15 protein-coding genes, 14 tRNA genes, 1 rRNA gene and 1 pseudogene (1 of these 31 running past the window's edge) are annotated in these 16,570 nt (G+C 43.7%); 4 read left to right on the forward strand and 27 right to left on the reverse strand.

Translation table 11 applies throughout. The features are described 5' to 3' along the window. The first annotated feature begins 69 nt into the window (after positions 1-69). Positions 70-450, forward strand: coding sequence for a hypothetical protein (locus CB4_RS19915; protein WP_096467441.1), 381 nt, complete (start codon positions 70-72; stop codon positions 448-450). A gap of 40 nt (positions 451-490) precedes the next feature. On the opposite strand, the gene CB4_RS19920 is transcribed toward CB4_RS19915, so the two are convergent. The 7 genes from CB4_RS19920 to CB4_RS19950 form a co-directional block, all read right to left on the reverse strand. Beyond that, positions 491-1,315 carry a hypothetical protein gene (locus CB4_RS19920; protein ID WP_096467442.1) on the reverse strand — a complete coding sequence of 275 codons (825 nt, stop codon included), beginning with the start codon at positions 1,313-1,315 and terminating at the stop codon, positions 491-493. Between the two features lie 304 nt (positions 1,316-1,619). Beyond that, a complete protein-coding gene (locus tag CB4_RS19925) occupies positions 1,620-1,943 on the reverse strand; it encodes a hypothetical protein (RefSeq protein ID WP_146226596.1) in 324 nt (107 codons plus the stop codon). A gap of 35 nt (positions 1,944-1,978) precedes the next feature. Next, positions 1,979-3,232, reverse strand: a complete 1,254-nt coding sequence (locus CB4_RS19930; RefSeq protein ID WP_096467444.1) for a hypothetical protein — start codon at positions 3,230-3,232, stop codon at positions 1,979-1,981. Positions 3,233-3,348: 116 nt separating this feature from the next. Continuing rightward, positions 3,349-3,576, reverse strand: a complete 228-nt coding sequence (locus CB4_RS19935; RefSeq protein WP_096467445.1) for a helix-turn-helix domain-containing protein — start codon at positions 3,574-3,576, stop codon at positions 3,349-3,351. Positions 3,577-4,178: 602 nt separating this feature from the next. Beyond that, positions 4,179-7,661 (reverse strand): 6-bladed beta-propeller, encoded by a 3,483-nt coding sequence (locus tag CB4_RS19940; protein WP_096467446.1) that lies wholly within the window; start codon positions 7,659-7,661, stop codon positions 4,179-4,181. A 153-nt stretch (positions 7,662-7,814) separates the two neighbouring features. Beyond that, positions 7,815-8,417 (reverse strand): response regulator transcription factor, encoded by a 603-nt coding sequence (locus CB4_RS19945; RefSeq protein WP_096467447.1) that lies wholly within the window; start codon positions 8,415-8,417, stop codon positions 7,815-7,817. Positions 8,418-8,420: 3 nt separating this feature from the next. Further along, the gene (locus CB4_RS19950) at positions 8,421-9,641 is read right to left on the reverse strand and encodes a sensor histidine kinase (protein WP_172890932.1); all 1,221 of its coding nucleotides are present in this window, start codon (positions 9,639-9,641) and stop codon (positions 8,421-8,423) included. 157 nt (positions 9,642-9,798) lie between these two features. Here CB4_RS19950 and CB4_RS19955 point away from each other — a divergent pair, with 157 nt between their 5' ends. Together CB4_RS19955 and CB4_RS19960 are read left to right on the forward strand one after the other, a co-directional pair. After that, positions 9,799-10,038, forward strand: a complete 240-nt coding sequence (locus CB4_RS19955; RefSeq protein ID WP_231956283.1) for a transposase — start codon at positions 9,799-9,801, stop codon at positions 10,036-10,038. Between the two features lie 11 nt (positions 10,039-10,049). Next, a complete protein-coding gene (locus tag CB4_RS19960) occupies positions 10,050-10,727 on the forward strand; it encodes an IS3 family transposase (protein WP_231956284.1) in 678 nt (225 codons plus the stop codon). Between the two features lie 234 nt (positions 10,728-10,961). Here CB4_RS19960 and CB4_RS19965 read toward each other — a convergent pair. From CB4_RS19965 to CB4_RS19975, 4 genes and pseudogenes are all read right to left on the reverse strand, one after another. Further along, a pseudogene (locus CB4_RS19965) lies at positions 10,962-11,126 on the reverse strand (small, acid-soluble spore protein, alpha/beta type); the annotation flags it as partial. A gap of 501 nt (positions 11,127-11,627) precedes the next feature. Next, positions 11,628-12,128, reverse strand: coding sequence for a hypothetical protein (locus CB4_RS21780; RefSeq protein WP_231956088.1), 501 nt, complete (start codon positions 12,126-12,128; stop codon positions 11,628-11,630). Between the two features lie 64 nt (positions 12,129-12,192). Beyond that, positions 12,193-12,324, reverse strand: coding sequence for a hypothetical protein (locus CB4_RS21940; protein WP_258365635.1), 132 nt, complete (start codon positions 12,322-12,324; stop codon positions 12,193-12,195). Positions 12,325-12,402: 78 nt separating this feature from the next. Then, a complete protein-coding gene (locus tag CB4_RS19975; protein ID WP_096467452.1) occupies positions 12,403-12,762 on the reverse strand; it encodes a SpoIIAA family protein in 360 nt (119 codons plus the stop codon). A gap of 83 nt (positions 12,763-12,845) precedes the next feature. Here CB4_RS19975 and CB4_RS21215 point away from each other — a divergent pair, with 83 nt between their 5' ends. Beyond that, on the forward strand, positions 12,846-13,166 hold the full coding sequence (locus tag CB4_RS21215; protein ID WP_146226599.1) for a hypothetical protein: 321 nt from the start codon (positions 12,846-12,848) through the stop codon (positions 13,164-13,166). A gap of 395 nt (positions 13,167-13,561) precedes the next feature. Here the strand turns inward: CB4_RS21215 and tnpB are convergent, their stop codons facing one another. The 16 genes from tnpB to CB4_RS20055 form a co-directional block, all read right to left on the reverse strand. Further along, positions 13,562-14,662 (reverse strand): IS200/IS605 family element RNA-guided endonuclease TnpB, encoded by a 1,101-nt coding sequence (tnpB, locus tag CB4_RS19980; protein WP_172890959.1) that lies wholly within the window; start codon positions 14,660-14,662, stop codon positions 13,562-13,564. 227 nt (positions 14,663-14,889) lie between these two features. Further along, positions 14,890-14,972, reverse strand: a tRNA-Leu gene (locus tag CB4_RS19985). Positions 14,973-14,986: 14 nt separating this feature from the next. After that, positions 14,987-15,063, reverse strand: a tRNA-Ile gene (locus CB4_RS19990). 3 nt (positions 15,064-15,066) lie between these two features. Continuing rightward, positions 15,067-15,155: transfer RNA gene (locus tag CB4_RS19995), tRNA-Ser, on the reverse strand. A 17-nt stretch (positions 15,156-15,172) separates the two neighbouring features. Then, positions 15,173-15,249 (reverse strand) — tRNA-Met (locus CB4_RS20000). A gap of 17 nt (positions 15,250-15,266) precedes the next feature. Next, positions 15,267-15,343 (reverse strand) — tRNA-Pro (locus CB4_RS20005). An 8-nt stretch (positions 15,344-15,351) separates the two neighbouring features. Then, positions 15,352-15,428, reverse strand: a tRNA-Arg gene (locus CB4_RS20010). Between the two features lie 6 nt (positions 15,429-15,434). Beyond that, a tRNA-Gly gene (locus CB4_RS20015) sits at positions 15,435-15,510 on the reverse strand. A 6-nt stretch (positions 15,511-15,516) separates the two neighbouring features. Continuing rightward, positions 15,517-15,599: transfer RNA gene (locus tag CB4_RS20020), tRNA-Leu, on the reverse strand. A gap of 54 nt (positions 15,600-15,653) precedes the next feature. Beyond that, positions 15,654-15,730, reverse strand: a tRNA-Lys gene (locus tag CB4_RS20025). Between the two features lie 4 nt (positions 15,731-15,734). Beyond that, a tRNA-Phe gene (locus CB4_RS20030) sits at positions 15,735-15,810 on the reverse strand. A gap of 28 nt (positions 15,811-15,838) precedes the next feature. Further along, positions 15,839-15,915: transfer RNA gene (locus CB4_RS20035), tRNA-Asp, on the reverse strand. 81 nt (positions 15,916-15,996) lie between these two features. Continuing rightward, positions 15,997-16,072 (reverse strand) — tRNA-Met (locus CB4_RS20040). Between the two features lie 24 nt (positions 16,073-16,096). Continuing rightward, a tRNA-Val gene (locus CB4_RS20045) sits at positions 16,097-16,172 on the reverse strand. 69 nt (positions 16,173-16,241) lie between these two features. After that, positions 16,242-16,315 (reverse strand) — tRNA-Glu (locus CB4_RS20050). Between the two features lie 103 nt (positions 16,316-16,418). Continuing rightward, positions 16,419-16,570 (reverse strand): 23S ribosomal RNA (locus CB4_RS20055) (it continues 2,787 nt past the right edge of the window).

The following is a 16,570-nucleotide window of genomic DNA, read 5'->3' on the forward strand; positions in this document are numbered from 1 at the left end:
TCTTGCGCCTTGACTTCTCTCCCCTCTCAAAATAAAGTAGGGATAAGAAGATGCACGGGAGGAATAATAATGAACGAACTATTGCTCCAGCAAATCTTGGAGGAACTCAAGGGCCTCAAAGATGAACAACAAGGATTGCGACAAGAAATTATAGATACCAGAAAAACAATGGCGACTAAGGAAGATACATCTGATATCAGACAAACGATGGCAACCAAAGAAGATGTATCTGATATTCCTCTTATCAAACAAGCTGTGGCAGAAATTAATGAGCGCACGAAAGTCATTGAGCAATCTGTACGGCACCTAGAAGAGAATGAGCCGGCTGATGTATTAGCTATGCTTGACCGCATCGATCAAAAATTAGAAGAAAAAGACTCGGAAATCACCGTTCTCAATAACCGTCTGTTTAAGGTTGAATCAACTGCTGAACGATTAAGGAAACAATAAAAAATGTGCAGCCCCTCAATAAAGGTCGCTGCACATTTTTTTATGTTGCTTTCAGTTTGTAGAGAAGAAAACTAAACCCAAGCGTTACAAGCGAAAAGATCACCGCTATACTTGAAAATGCAAGGACATAGGCGTTGTATTCTGCAAGTTGAACAATCATCTTATAGCTGTTCACATGCAGAAATCCTGCAACAATGTTAAACACAACAAGCAAGGCGAAAATCATGACGAGTCCTCTTGCAGAATTTTGGATATCCGCTTTGCTTAACGCAACGTGGGAAGAAATGCTGATAGCCAGCACAATAAACAGCCAGAAGGAAGGAGTCACCAGGTTATGCAGAGTAAAGATACTCTTACTTATCATCATCACTGCTTCACCTATCATTTTTAACACATTGATATCTACCGTCTCTACAGATATATGCTGATGAATTTGGGCTTTAAAAGTGGCATACGATTGAGGCACAAGAAGATACATGCCTACTATTAAAGAAGCAATTCCACTAAAGATAGGCCCTAACCCAATAAAGAAGTTGCCGACTTGCTGATAAACGCTGGCTGGATTGTATTGATGCTCAACATAGCCAAGCACACCATCTGGACTGTTGAGTTGCAGGAGCTTTACCTTTGTTACCTTGTGTCCCCATAGGATACACTGGATAAGATGTCCGATTTCGTGAATCGGTGTGCCTATCCATGCGGTCAGGATCACTCCTTTTCGCCCCAACGCTCGAACCAAATATGTATTTGAGTATTTTTCTAAATATCCTAAAAGGAAACCAATAATAATAAAAACACCTACCAAATAAAGCATTTCTACAAAGCTTATCAGGAGGGTGTTGATAAATGATAATGCGATATTCATTGAAATCTCCTTGTCATAATGCCGTGCTGTTTAAGTAATCTTGCTCCGACTGCTGTTGCGCCATGAATCAGCATTTCAGGCATTAATAATCTCTCGTCGTCAATCGGACACGATTTTCCCCACTACTATACCATATTTGATTTGCATGAACTATTGAAACTTGGGTAAACAAGAAGCACCTGCCAATTTATCCGACAGATGCTCTATACATACTTGCTTTCCATCCTTTAAATATAGCTTTACCACGCACTGCGCAAGGGAATATACCAGGATTTTCAACTGTTCATTCTATGTCAAAAATACATCAAGTTACAATCCATTTATGACCATCCCCTAAGCTGCTAGTTAGGGCTGTTCTAACATCTTGAGCATTTTGTGCAGTATTACTCACTTCTATTACCGAAACTGTCTGCTTGGTGCCAGATTTATATTGAATTTCAACTTTGTATACTTGTCCTATTTGTCTAGAATCTAGGTGAAATTTATCAGAGGTGTAAAGACTGTCTTTTGTTCTCATGATCGTACTAATGTCAATAATTTCATTGATGATATCATCTTGAATTTCAGATTTTTGTTTTGTATTTGTTGTTCCCATATTTCTTCCTGCTGGTCCTTGTACATATGGCATTATTGATCACCGCCTTATTTTTTGGGAATTGTTTATCAACCCTGTCCGTTGTATTCAACTTTGGAAGTTACACCAATAATTTGCGGGCTGGCATTACTTGGACTGGAGAAAGTAATAGTTGTAGTGTTATTTCCGTTTTCTACAGGTTTTAAAGAAGCAATTCCATCAATACTAAAACGGAACCCGAACAAGTCTACCCAATCGATATCTGCATCTGCATTCGTTTCGAATTGTTGTTTATACACTTCTGTTGATACAGTAAGTTGGATAACAGGCTTGTACATAACTAAAATAGATTCAGGGATTAGATGAAGACTTCCACTTACCCCAAAGAAACTATCATTAGTTACCCCAACAGCTCCCTGCACAATTTCCACATTAGGGTTTACAAAACTTGCATTATACCATGTTCCTCTACTTATTTGATACGCTTGAAGTCCAACAGCTGTAAATCTTAGTTCGTAGTGTGCATCTGTTATGATCCTCGATGTATTTATATTCACTGATACGCTGGTTGAAAAACAATCATGGTGTACCTTTGTGTCATAAACAGTTTTCCAGGGACTTTTAATTACAGAATCTTTGTTAATTCTTACATCAAAATCATATTCATTATTCGAATATTGATCCCAACGCACCTTGTCCTTGGCTAAATCACCATTAATAGTGATTGCAGGTACTTGTATAGCAGCCCCTCCACGACTTATAGGCATAGTATCTTTAGACAGGTTATTTATAGCATCACTTAAACCTGCATCTAAACTTTTTAATATCTTTGCAATTTCATCGTTGATTTCTACCACTTTTGCCTGTAAATCATTCATCTGGCCACCGACGTATTGTCCACCAAATGGATCATTTAACCATTCTGAAAATGTTTCCTGAGGTGTACCGTCTGATTTCGAATTATTTGCTGCCCACACATAATAATCTTTGCGTGCCTTATCACTTATTACTTGCTGTTGATTTCTTAAATCTCCTAATTCTTGTTGTTTTTTCAGATAATCTTTGTTGTCATCTCCATTTTTGGGTTTAATGGATTTCAACAAAGTTGAATATGATGAATCAAGTGCATCTCCAGGTACATAGAACCCTCCTAGATCTACTGATACTGCATTAGCAATACCATAAGCATTGATATCTGTACCAGTAATCCAACTTGCCTCTAGTGGTGTCTCACTAAATTGAAACACATATGATCCATCACCAGATGCTATACCAGGATACTTATCTTGAAGCGCTGCATAGAGATATTCATACTGACTTTTTTTCCCGAAATCATCAGACATACTTTTACCCCTCTCACATACGTTTTTTCAAGTGAAAATCTCCTTCAATGAAAAGATAAAATAAAGTAATTTCATCCCTTCATGAATATAGGGTAAAAATAAAAGCGATTTAACAACTACTTTTTATAACCATTTTTTCTTATTTCTTCAATAAACCTTACTTGAATTTCTTGAACAACTTCTTCCTTGGGGGCCTTAATAAACTTAGTTAACTCGTGAATATAATCATCAAAAAAATTTAGTATGTATATAAGCGATTCATTATTCCCACACCTTGCTTCTTCTAGTATTGAAGAAAAGGAAGCAGATCCTTCTGTAAACTCTTTAACCACTTTTTTTTGCATTTGTTTACTCCTTGTTGAGTCATGTTCAGTTCAACGGCGATTTCTTTTTCTGTGAATCCATATAAGATGCTTGATTGTATGATGTATTTAGCTTGCTTAGAGGGAATTTTATTAAGTAAATCGTGAAGATATAAATTAGATATGATTAATGAGGTAGGGTCATTTCCGATATATTCTTCTAAAGATAATTCTTTTTTCCTTCTTTTTTTTTCACGATATTGAATGTTCCAAGCTATTCGTCTTAAAATTCTCATACAATTTTCGATTTCGGCTACATCTTCATCGTGCATTTTATCGCCCCTCTAGCGTATTCCCCCCTAACATATAGGTAATTTTTTCATGTTTATAACAACCTCAAATAGAATGTTTTTTTATACATTTAAATATTTTAATTTCTTCTATACAACTCACACTTCGCACTCTCCTTAGATGCCCCGTCGCTCAGCGAGGGGATGGGATATACAAAAAGACGACTGTTATCAGCCCCCCCACTCTGATAAAATATAAAAAAAGGGTTATCCCTCAAGCAGTTCATTCGACTGCCTACCGGATAACCCTGATTATTTACCTATACCATTCAGCTCAGGCTGACGATTGTTACTTTACTTGCTCTTGTGTGCCAGCATTTTCAGCAAAACCGTTACAGCTTCTGCTCTTGTTGTTTTATCACCAGGAGCAAATTCGTTCGTGCCTTTACCTTCTATAATGCCAAGTTTCTTCATCGCTGCTACTGCGCCTTTCGCCCATGCCGGAATGTCCTTGTCGTCCGCGAAGCCCGTTGCAGTATCCTCTTTGATAGACTGACCCAAAGCGTTTGCGATCATCGCTGCCATCTCCGGACGTGTAATCTCGGCATCCGGACGGAAGGTGCCGTCCTCATAGCCATTAATAATGCCTGCATGCACCGCTTGCGCGACTGCTTTCTGTGCCCAAACGCTGATCTTCGCTGTATCGGTGAAAGTCAGCGCCGCTCCTTCTCCTTGCGGCTTCAACGTATTCATCAGCATGACCGCAAATTCCGCGCGAGTCACAGTAGAATTCGGCTTAAACGTGCCGTCCGGATAACCGCTGACGATTCCGCTGCTTACCGCTTGCTTGATGTTGGCCTCCGCCCAGTGTCTGGAGATATCGCTAAAGTTAACTTCCGTTTTCGTGTCTGTCGGGTGATCCGTTATTGGCATATCCGCTGCTTGACCTACAGCGAATACCGCATATTTCGTAAAGTGATTGACCTCTACGGTGACGTGATTGCCGTTTACCTTGCCGCCGACTTCTATCCATGACTTCTTCGCTTCGTCATAATAGAATACAGATGCCTTTTGGTTGCTCTTCAAGCTTGCCGGATCGAATGATAAGGTCAACGTTACCGGTTTACTGAAGTTCTCCGAGAAGTTTTTCAAAATCTCATAGATCGGACTGGCTAGAACGTCTTTTTTCGTTAGAAGCTTTTGCGTATCCGACAATTTCTCTATCGTTAATTTCAATTCTTTGCCTGCCGCATCGGCAGGAATAGTGATCGTGACCGCATCTCCTAAGCTAACCTTGCCTGTTTTACCTATGGGAAGCGTTAGTTTACCATCTGTTGAGGTAACTTTGTCGTTGCTTGGGGTCGGTGGTGTTATTGAACCGCCACCGCCACCACCGCCACCGCTGGATGGAGCCTGTGCGCGTGTCACAGTCACCGTATATGTCTTCGATGTGCCGTTCTGCGCCGTCACTACGATAGTGATTGGGTTACTGCCCACGCTCAGGTTGATCGCGCCGCTTGCCTGCCCGCTTGCAACCGCTGCTCCGTTCACTGTCATCGTAGCGTTGCTATCATATACATTCGCCGTTGCAATAAGACTGGATACACCATTAGCCACACTGGAAGTGTAGGTCGTCGTCCCCGATGCGAAGACGGGACTTAGCGTACCGCTCGACAGCGTCAGTCCGCTCAAGTCGGCGTTGCTGCTTGCCGCTGGTTCGCCGCGTGTCACAGTCACCGTATATGTCTTCGATGTGCCATCCAGCGCGGTCACCACAATCTGAATCGGATTCGCTCCCACATTCAAAGGTACGCTGTACGAAGTCACGTTGTTGTTTACAGTGCTTGTAACCGTACCAGATGCAACAGATACATTCACTGTCGCCGTCGGATCTCCCAGCATCGGCGTGACCGTCACTGTATCAACACTAGTAGCGACAGATGCCGTGTAGGAGGTTATGTTAGATGTAAACGACGGGCTGAGCGTTCCAGCCGAGAGTGTTAATCCAGTTACAGGAGCGTTATTGTTTGGACTAAATTTCCTGATTTGGTCATCTTCTGTATCGTAATTCTCATCCAGTACATACATATTCCCACTACTGTCCACCGTAACTCCGTAAGGATATACGAACTGAACATCCCCTGGATTACTGCTCCCCCACTGCGTAAGGTAAGCACCGTTGGAATCAAACTTCTGTATACGGTCGTTGTCACTATCCGCCACGTACACGTTTTCGCTACTGTCTACTGCTATTCCTTGAGGATATTGGAACTGCCCATCACCGCTGCCATTACTCCCCCACTGCGTAAGGTAAGCACCGTTGGAATCAAACTTCTGTATACGGTCGTTGTCACTATCCGCCACGTACACGTTTTCGCTACTGTCTACTGCTATTCCTTGAGGATATTGGAACTGCCCATCACCGCTGCCATTACTCCCCCATTTCGTGACGTACGTACCGTTGGAATCAAACTTCTCTATACGATTGTTGTTACAATCCGCCACATACACGTTTCCGCTACTGTCTACTGCTATTCCTTGAGGATATTGGAACTGTCCATCACCGCTGCCATTACTCCCCCATTTCGTGACGTACGTACCGCTGGAATCAAACTTCTCTATACGGTTGTTGTCACTATCCACTACATACACGTTTCCGCTACTGTCTACTGCTATTCCTTGAGGATTTTGGAACTGCCCGTCACCGCTGCCATAACTCCCCCATTTCGTGACGTACGTACCGCTGGAATCAAACTTCTCTATACGGTTGTTTCTAGTATCCGCCACATACACGTTTCCGCTGCTATCTGTTGCACTAAAACTTGGATCGATGAAGCTACTGCCATAACTCCCCCATTTCGTGACGTACGTACCGCTGGAATCAAACTTCTCTATACGGTTGTTGTTAGTATCCGCCACATACACGTTTCCGCTACTGTCTACTGCTATTCCTTGAGGATAACTGAACTGCCCGTCACCGCTGCCATCACTCCCCCATTGCGTGACGTACGTACCGCTGGAATCAAACTTCTGTATACGGTTGTTATAGTCCTCCACATACACGTTTCCGCTACTGTCCACTGCTATTACTTGAGGATAACGGAACTGCCCGTCACCGCTGCCATAACTCCCCCATTTCGTGACGTACGTACCGCTGGAATCAAACTTCTGTATACGGTTGTTGCTAGAATCCAACACATACACGTTTCCGCTACTGTCTACTGCTACTCCTTGAGGATATTGGAACTGCCCGTCACCGCTGCCATAACTCCCCCATTTCGTGACGTACGTACCGCTGGAATCAAACTTCTCTATACGGTTGTTGTTAGTATCCGCCACATACACGTTTCCGCTACTGTCTACTGCTATTCCTTGAGGATAACTGAACTGCCCGTCACCGCTGCCATAACTCCCCCATTTCGTTATGTACGTACCGCTGGAATCAAACTTCTCTATACGCTTGTTGTTAGAATCCACCACATACACGTTTCCGCTACTGTCTACTGCTATTCCTTGAGGATAACTGAACTGCCCGTCACCGCTGCCATCACTCCCCCATTGCGTTACGTACGTACCACTGGAATCAAACTTCTGTATACGGTTGTTGTTAGTATCCACCACATACACGTTTCCGCTACTGTCTACTGCTATTCCTTTAGGACTATTGAATTCCCCCCCAATTGCAGGCAATTTAAATCCCCCGCTTGTAGGGACTTCATGAATACCGTCTGATCGTATGGCTGCATAAGCTTTTGTTGAGAAATTAACGGAAATGGCACCCGTCAATAAAACCACAACCAATAACCAATATAATTCTTTTGTATACCTTATTGACATATTGCATTCCCTCCAAAACTCCAAAATATTATAAATTTAAAAATCCGCCTCTCCTTCTTGTCAGTTTTTACTGCTTTCACACTACTTTAAGACTATTTCAGCCAAAAAAAAATCCCCCGTTTGGGGGGGGAACAAAAAAATGACAAATACCGCTCATACTAGTATATTTAAATCTTTGGCACGCTGCAGTGCTTTCACCCGATTGTTTACTTCAAGCTTTCTGTATACATTTTTAATATGATATTTTACAGTTTCACTCGCGATGTTCAGGTGATAGGCGATTTCCTTGTTCGACAATCCCCTCGCGATCATCCGTACAATCCTCGTTTCCTGCTCTGTCAGTATTTCTTGATCCCGTCGGAGAACCTCCATGGAAGGCTCGATTTCCCCTCTCCGATATCTTTTTCTGATCTTGTCCAACATTTTTGACATTCGCTGGACGGTTACAGGCTTCATAAGATAATCCAGCGCGCTCATATCGAAGGCTTGAACCGCATAATCGTCATATGCGGTTACAAAGACCACATCTATGGAAGCATCGAGATCAAGCAACAGACTAGAAAGCCTCATACCGTTAATTTCCGGCATGGAAATATCCAGAAATGCGATATGTATCGGATTCTCCTTCACAAATTCATACGCTTCCAACGGGTTCAGAAACGCATGGCATAGTTCGATCTGGCCGCTCTCGGATAGTATCCTCTTCAAACGTTTCACCGATAATTCTTCATCATCCACGATAATCGCTCGTAGCATGCTTCAACCTCCAATCTGCTTGATCGCTCGTGCGGGAATGTCGAAGATAACCTTCGTGCCTATTCCTTCTGCACTTTCAATACGAATGCTTTTTCCGTACTGAAGCTGGATGCGCTGACTTATGTTCCACAGCCCTATGCCCTTCTTTTTCACATCCGATTTAAGTATTTCATCCCGTTTTTTTCCGCTCATACCGCATCCATTATCTTCTACGGTAAAGCTGACTACGGCGTCCTCTTCCTTTTTTACGGATATTTTTACGGTTCCCCCCCGTAAATTGGACATCAGGCCATGTCTTATGGCGTTTTCCACCAATGGCTGCAGAATCAGCGGGGGAATCAGGATATCCAGATTTGCATCTACATCGTACTCCACACGCAATCTAGCGCCAAAACGCGCCTTTTCGATGTTGATATACGCTTTTACCAACTCCAATTCATTTTCTATGGTTGTTAGTGAATCCAGTTGTTTGAAATCAAAGCTACTTCTCAAATACTGCGAAAGATCCAGCGTCAATTCCTCTGCCTTATGAGGTTTGTCGATGCACAATGCGGCAATAGAATTCAGGGCGTTGTACAGGAAATGAGGTTTGATCTGGGAACGCAAAAAGGCGATTTCCGCGTCCTTGGCGTCTGATTGCAGCTGCTGGTTCTTTCTGATCATTTCCTTTATTGTTTCGTTTAAAGAAGTGAAAAACAACACAATCACTACAATAATAATGATATGAATGAACTGTACCTGAAAAACCTTGAATGAAAACCCTCTAATGAAAGACCCTATTATGAGTCCAACAAGACAATAGTGGATAGCTAGTATAAGCGCAATTTGTATCCTCTTTTTCTTCTTTGCTTTCGTGAAGAACTTTTGAAAGAATAGGATAACCGGCATGCTAAATGAAAGGGTCAGAATTGTAGTATAAAATCCCAGATCGCCCCCTAAATAAAATCGGTATAGGATTATAAGTGCAGATAGGAATAAACCTGTTCTCAAACCACCATATAGCGTCCCCCACAACAATGGAACGATTCTGGTATCCAAACGGGTATCGGTGATAACGTAAACAGGAAAAGACATACATAATAGGATTGACAGCCCCGATAATACGGCGAGGATGATCTTTACGTGATTATTTCTCTCAGACCTCTCCACAAAAAATATTTCAAAGGTGAATATTAGAGTTGCTATAAACGCTAGTTGCAGCGAAAAATCCTTTATAATGTTCATAATCATCCTATCACCTTTTTAACATTGTATGTTGATAGACTGAATTCTGGGCACAGAGAACCGAGAGTGCAAAAATAAAGCAAATGCATTCTACATCGAGGTATCTGACTATGAAAAAAAGTACGATAAGAAATTTAAACTTCAAACGGTTCAGCTTATTCATGAACAGGAGAAGACGGTGGCACAGACTGCCCGGGAATTGGGGCTAAGCGAGAATACTTTGTATCGCTGGATGGCCGAGTTCAGAAAGGATGGGGAACAGGCCTTTCCCAGCAGTGGTCAGCTAAAACCGGATGAGAAAGCCCTACGAGATCTTCAAAAGAAGATTCGCGATTTAGAGAAGGAGAACGAGATCTTAGAAAAGGCGATGCACTACTTCGCAAAAGACCGGCGCTAGTTTATGCTTTCATTCACAAACACCGCTTTCAGCTCCGTGTCGCGAAGATGTGCAGCGTCCTCCACGTTTCTCGAAGCGGTTATTATGAGTGGATCAAACGCAAGGAAAGCCAGAGGAGTCAACGTCGAAAAGAGCTGGAGACGCAGATTCGCCGCGCTTTTCTAGAATCCCGCCGTCTCTATGGCAGTCCGAAGATCACATATGTTCTAAGGCAGAAAGGCATTCAGGTGTCAGAGAAAACAGTAGCTCGTATGATGAAAGAGCGGGGTTTAAAATCCCGTACTGTCAAGAAGTACAAGGCTACAACCAGCTCTAAACACAACCTACCCGTTCACGATAACGTACTCGCTCAGAAGTTTAGCGCCCAGGCACCGAATCAGGTGTGGATGGCAGACATTACGTACATTCCTACCCAAGAGGGTTGGTTGTATCTAGCGAGTATCATGGACCTGTATACACGAAATATTGTCGGTTGGCACATGGATAAACGGATGACGAAAGAACTTGTACTAGAGGCATTAGATCAAGCATATCGCCGTCAGCGACCGCAGAACGAAGTTCTGCATCATTCGGATCGGGGTAGTCAATATGCTTCACATGAGTATCAGAAACGCTTTACAACGTGCGTACTATCAGATGGCGTAATTCTCTCGATTCCATGTGTCCAATCTATTGACAGAGGTCCATAAAAAATAGTATTGCAAAAAAGGATGTCTTTTTATCTAGTATAAATTCCATTAGCAAACCACCTTCGTAAATCTTTATATCTAACTTTAATTATACATTTTCCGACAAATTCCTTTTTTTTAAATCATCAAATCAATAAAAAGCACCATATTCCTAAATTAAGCCTCCCACTCATCTGGGAGGCTTTTGACTGTATATAACCCTTCATAGTTTATTGTATGTTTGGACATTGAATATTATTGCACGTATTTACCACTTAGTTGTTGCTCTGCCATCTGAACCAGACGCTTCGTAATCTCGCCTCCGACAGAACCGTTCTGGCGAGACGCTATATCTGGTCCGGGCTGCACACCGAATTCAGAAGCGATCTCATACTTCATCTGGTCTAGTGCTTGTGGGGCTGGTTGTTTGTATTACGGCTTTGTTGATAACCTTGGGTGTGTGGCATAAAGGATATTCCCCCTATGTGGTTATTCTTGGTGTTTTGTAGTTTTCAGTTTCCGCGTAAAAGGAAATTTACACCTCGGATATTTAGTATGTGTAAACAAGCCCATTTCCCCTTTGAATGTAAACACATTAATGAGAAAGATCATACCCTGACATAGTCAAATAACTATATAATTAATGGAGGAGAGTATATGGAACGACCATTTGGATTTGGGCACGGATTTGGACATGGATTCGGATTTGGAGGTCCCTTTGGGTTTGGAAGTCCCTTTGGATTCGGAGGATTTGGAGGTCCCTTTGGGTTTGGAAGTCCCTTTGGATTCGGAGGATTTGGAGGTCCCTTTGGGTTTGGAAGTCCCTTTGGATTCGGAGGATTTGGAGGTCCCTTTTTTCGGGAAGGTGAGCGAGGAAGTATGTCTCCAGCGCAGCAAATGACTCCATACACAGGAGGAGTATCACAGATGTATCCATCTCAAGAGATGGCGCCGTACACAAGGGTAGCTTTGCAGGAGTATCCAAATCAACAAATGACAGCTTATCCACAAACACCTCAACGTACAGAATACTCTCAGCCATACGGAGCATCTTAACAAAAAAATTACCACCCAAATAAAGAGACCACTAAAACACTTGGTTTTTTCAAAAGAAATTAAAAACGATATCAAAAAAGACGACTCAAATTCAATTTTGAATTTGAGTCGTCTTTTAGCTTCAATTTTTAAGCTAATTTTCACAAGTGCTATTTCTCCGGTGTACCCAGACACCACACCAACACCGATTACAGCATAGCTGAGCATATCCAGTCCCAGATCCCACGTCTCTTGCGGCACCATAATGCCAGCTGCTTCCCGGACCGTATCAGCTAGCTTGCCGATCTCCTTCTGCTCATCCGGTTTCGCTTCCTTCCATGCTGCTTGCAGGTATGCGATCACTTTCCCTGCGTCTATTTTTTTCATCTTTGTTTTGTTTCAAATTCGTGGCACTGGACAGCGATCTCTCTCCAGTCCAGGTGAAAAACACCTAAACACCGTGCCGCGCAAGTACGTTTCCGACCAGCGTTCCAAGTACAAATACTGGCTCATATTCCTGCAATCCATTTCCACTGAGTCTTGTTTCTCGCTGTCTACTGTCCCACAATACATAGACAACCACTCTCCCATCCTACCTCCTCCTCACCGCCCTTCTGGGCAAAATAAAAAGGAGCAGCTTTTCACTACTCCCTCACCTATCTTATTCTTGTGTGATCCATTCCCACGCTTCATTCTGCTGTTCGAGATCGAAGTACTTCATATCGGCTTTAATAAAATAATCTTCTATTTTGATAATCGGCTTCATCCACTTCCGATCACTTATTACAGCAACTTTGTCGTAATACTTATAGAATTCCTTATTAAATTCTATATCTTCTAAAATAGCATCCCAGGAAACCCCTGTGTATTCTCCAACCATAATCAGCACTCGAATCTTTCCATAACGATCGGCTGTTTCTCGGAAAGCTCGCTCAATATCGGGGTAGTCCTTTTTTGTTACCTTTTCACTGACTTCAATCGCTACAACAGCGTCACTACGACTTTCTATTACTCTGATCATGGAGATCACCTTCCCTTCTCTATTTCTATTCGATATAGAAGTGGGCTGTCCTTGTACCTTGTAGCAAAATATATGGCAAATATGTGAGTACGGCACATTCAAGCTGGAAGCCTGTCGGAACCGCAGGTTTCTCTACTGGTCCTGCTTACGTCTCCTTTGTTATCGATAATAGTACGCCTTATATCGCTTTTGCAGACGACAAGAATACCAAAGTAATTATTATGAAATTCAACAGCACAAACTCAAGTTGGAATCTTGTTGGAATCAGAGCCTTCTCATCCGACCCTGCTTATAGTATTTCCTTTGCCATCGATAAAGGTACGCCATATGTCGCTTTTACAGACGATGGGAACAATGGTAGAGCAACTGTCATGAAATTTCCTACTCCCACAGCAGGCAAATGATGTTTATACCATGAAGCAGGCGACAACCAGGGTGAATTGGTAGCTGTAAATCAAGAATACAACTAACTTTTAAAGAGGAGTTGACTCAAAAGGTTATGAGTTAGCTCCTTTTTGTTATTCTTTCGTTTGGTTGCTTAAGCGTTTGGTGATTGATAACGCTACATACATCAATTGTCGCTAGTACACCACGCCTGATTTCGTCAACCAGCCCGTACAGAAACGCCAGGGCTTTCATATGTGCCACATCGCTCGGGTATAAATGCCGCCTTGAACACTCCCACCACTTAAAATCTTACGATTTTTGAAGTGGGGGATTCTTGGCTCGTCCGCTCTACTGAGCAGAATTCGTACACTGTACGCCCAAGCTACCTCCGTGTGTCCCACGGTTGGTTAGATTATGTTTCTAACAGTCGGAGTCCTTCTTGCAAAATGTTTATCGCGGCATTGACATCCCGATCATGGTGCGCCTGACATTCAGGGCAATCCCATTCACGTAGGTTCAAATTTTTCACCTCTTTATTCCGGTATCCGCAACAGGAACAGAGCTGACTCGATGGAAAGGTCTTTCCGACAAAGCTAAGGGTACGACCGTACCATTTTGCCTTGTATTCCAGCATCCGACGAAACTCAGCCCATGAGGCATCGGAAATGCTCTTGGCAAGGTTGTGGTTCTTCTGCATATTCGACACCTGCAAGTCCTCTACGCAGATTGTTTGGTTTTCACGAATCAGCGTAGTAGACAGTTTTTGGAGGAAGTCTGTGCGACAGTTTGCGATTTTCTCATGCAGACGAGCGACTTTGATTCTCGCCTTGTTCCAGTTGGAACCACCTTTTGTACGCCTCGACATGATGCGTTGCAGTCGTGCCAACTTCCCTTCATACTTGCGAAGATACTTGGGGTTATCAAACGTTGCTCCATTGGAGAGAATGGCAAACTGCTTAACGCCGACGTCTACTCCTACCTGATTCTCTACTTTCGGTAACGGTTGCATCTCTACTTCGCATAGTACCGATACAAAGTATTTGCCCGATGGATTTCGGCGAACGGTGGCAGACAGGATACGCCCTTCTACCTCACGACTTTTTGCGAAGCGTACAAATCCAAGTTTTGGAAGTTGGATATAGGTTCCTTCTATCCGAATCGCATCCTTGTTGTTCGTAGTGTTGTACGACTGCCTGCGATTCTTCCGGCTTTTGAATTTTGGATACCCTTTTTTCTCGTTGAAAAACTTTTTGTAGGCCGCATCCAGGTCTTGCAATGCGTTTTGTAAGACGGTAGAATCTGGCTCTTTTAGCCAAACGAATTCTTTTTTCAACGGGGTCAAGAGAGCCGAACAGGACGTATAGTTCAATGTTTTTTGTTCTTGTTCATAAACCTCCTTCCGTTTCGTCAGAAAGTGATTGAACACATACCGAACACACCCGATCGTTTTATTGATTAATGTTGCCTGTTTCTCAGTCGGGTAAATACGGAATTTGAAGCCTTTGTGTTGGATCATTTGTGTGTCACCTCCTTCTTCTCATTGTATCTGACTGCTCAAAGAGAAAACAGTCGGACTTGTGAGAAGGCTACAACCTTCTCTAGTCCGAAGCCGATTCATCCCACACTTTCGCTATCGCTTAGAAGTGGGAGTCTTCTCGGCTGAAATGATAAAAAAAGTAGCCCTGTTCTCTCAATCCAACAGAGAACATAGGGCTACTTTATTTTCATGCGTTTCTATGATGCGGTCGGCGAGACTCGAACTCGCACGATCATGGATCACTACCCCCTCAAGATAGCGTGTCTGCCAATTCCACCACGACCGCAAAATCTATATAAATGGTGGGCCTAGGCTGACTCGAACAGCCGACCTCACGCTTATCAGGCGTGCGCTCTAACCAACTGAGCTATAGGCCCTTATGGCGGAGGGAGCAGGATTCGAACCCGCGTGGGCTTGCACCCTAACGGTTTTCAAGACCGCCCCGTTATGACCACTTCGGTATCCCTCCGCAATATATAGAAAATATGGTAGCGGCGAAGGGGATCGAACCCCCGACCTTACGGGTATGAACCGTACGCTCTAGCCAGCTGAGCTACACCGCCATATTTAGATATAAAAATGGTCGGGAAGACAGGATTCGAACCTGCGACACCCTGGTCCCAAACCAGGTACTCTACCAAGCTGAGCTACTTCCCGACATACTATGGCGTGCCCGGAGAGACTCGAACTCCCAACCTTCTGATTCGTAGTCAGACACTCTATCCGATTGAGCTACGGGCACTTATTATGGAGCGGACAACGAGACTCGAACTCGCGACCCCGACCTTGGCAAGGTCGTGCTCTACCAACTGAGCTATGTCCGCATGATATGGTGCGGGTGGAGGGACTTGAACCCCCACGCCGAAGCGCTAGATCCTAAGTCTAGTGCGTCTGCCAATTCCGCCACACCCGCATATTGTGTTCACCATTCTGGTGAGAGTCCACCGACTTACTATTATAGTAAGTGATGAGCCATACTGGACTCGAACCAGTGACACCCTGATTAAAAGTCAGGTGCTCTACCAACTGAGCTACACCGGCTTATTAGTGGTGGCTCGGGACGGAATCGAACCGCCGACACGAGGATTTTCAGTCCTCTGCTCTACCAACTGAGCTACCGAGCCACATCAATATGTATTTCCAAAAAATTAATGGCGGAGCCGACGGGACTCGAACCCGCGACCTCCGGAGTGACAGTCCAGCGTGAACTCCAACTTCACCACGGCTCCGCATATATTTGGTTGCACCTTTCAGGCACTACAGTCTCATCCTAGCTTAGAACATAACTCGACGTAGTTAGGATGATATTATGGTTGCGGGGGCAGGACTTGAACCTGCGACCTTCGGGTTATGAGCCCGACGAGCTGCCAACTGCTCCACCCCGCGATAATATGATTTATAGAAGAAATGTGGTGGAGGATGACGGGATCGAACCGCCGACCCTCTGCTTGTAAGGCAGATGCTCTCCCAGCTGAGCTAATCCTCCGACACATAAGGATGTGCTAGGTTCTGCGTTGCGACAGGACGTCGCGACTTTAGCAGAACTTCCTTGAAATGACCCGTAGGGGATTCGAACCCCTGAATGCATGCGTGAAAGGCATGTGAGTTAAGCCGCTTCTCCAACGGGCCCGGACATAAAAAATGCTCCGAACTTTCCTCTAAAGGAGGAAACGATCTCCGGAACATTTCGTGTACCCTCAAAACTGAATGGAGAAGAAAAATCGCATTGTATTAGGTTAAGCCCTCGACCGATTAGTATTCGTCAGCTCCGCACATTGCTGCACTTCCACCTCGAACCTATCTACCTCATCATCTATAAGGGGTCTTACCAGCTTATGCTGTGGGAAATCTCATCTTGAGGGGGGCTTCACGCTTAGATGCTTT

Source organism: Aneurinibacillus soli, assembly GCF_002355375.1.
GTDB classification, from domain to species: domain Bacteria; phylum Bacillota; class Bacilli; order Aneurinibacillales; family Aneurinibacillaceae; genus Aneurinibacillus; species Aneurinibacillus soli.

Excerpts from the sequence above, each read along its gene's own strand:
- CB4_RS19935 (WP_096467445.1), bottom strand. The coding sequence starts at position 3,576 with ATGCAAAAAAAAGTGGTTAAAGAGTTTACAGAAGGATCTGCTTCCTTT.
- CB4_RS19945 (WP_096467447.1), bottom strand. The coding sequence starts at position 8,417 with ATGCTACGAGCGATTATCGTGGATGATGAAGAATTATCGGTGAAACGT.
- CB4_RS21780 (WP_231956088.1), bottom strand. The coding sequence starts at position 12,128 with ATGAAAAAAATAGACGCAGGGAAAGTGATCGCATACCTGCAAGCAGCA.
- CB4_RS19925 (WP_146226596.1), bottom strand. The coding sequence starts at position 1,943 with ATGCCATATGTACAAGGACCAGCAGGAAGAAATATGGGAACAACAAAT.
- CB4_RS19920 (WP_096467442.1), bottom strand. The coding sequence starts at position 1,315 with ATGAATATCGCATTATCATTTATCAACACCCTCCTGATAAGCTTTGTA.
- CB4_RS19915 (WP_096467441.1), top strand. The coding sequence starts at position 70 with ATGAACGAACTATTGCTCCAGCAAATCTTGGAGGAACTCAAGGGCCTC.
- CB4_RS19975 (WP_096467452.1), bottom strand. The coding sequence starts at position 12,762 with ATGATCAGAGTAATAGAAAGTCGTAGTGACGCTGTTGTAGCGATTGAA.
- CB4_RS19930 (WP_096467444.1), bottom strand. The coding sequence starts at position 3,232 with ATGTCTGATGATTTCGGGAAAAAAAGTCAGTATGAATATCTCTATGCA.
- CB4_RS19940 (WP_096467446.1), bottom strand. The coding sequence starts at position 7,661 with ATGTCAATAAGGTATACAAAAGAATTATATTGGTTATTGGTTGTGGTT.
- CB4_RS19950 (WP_172890932.1), bottom strand. The coding sequence starts at position 9,641 with ATGAACATTATAAAGGATTTTTCGCTGCAACTAGCGTTTATAGCAACT.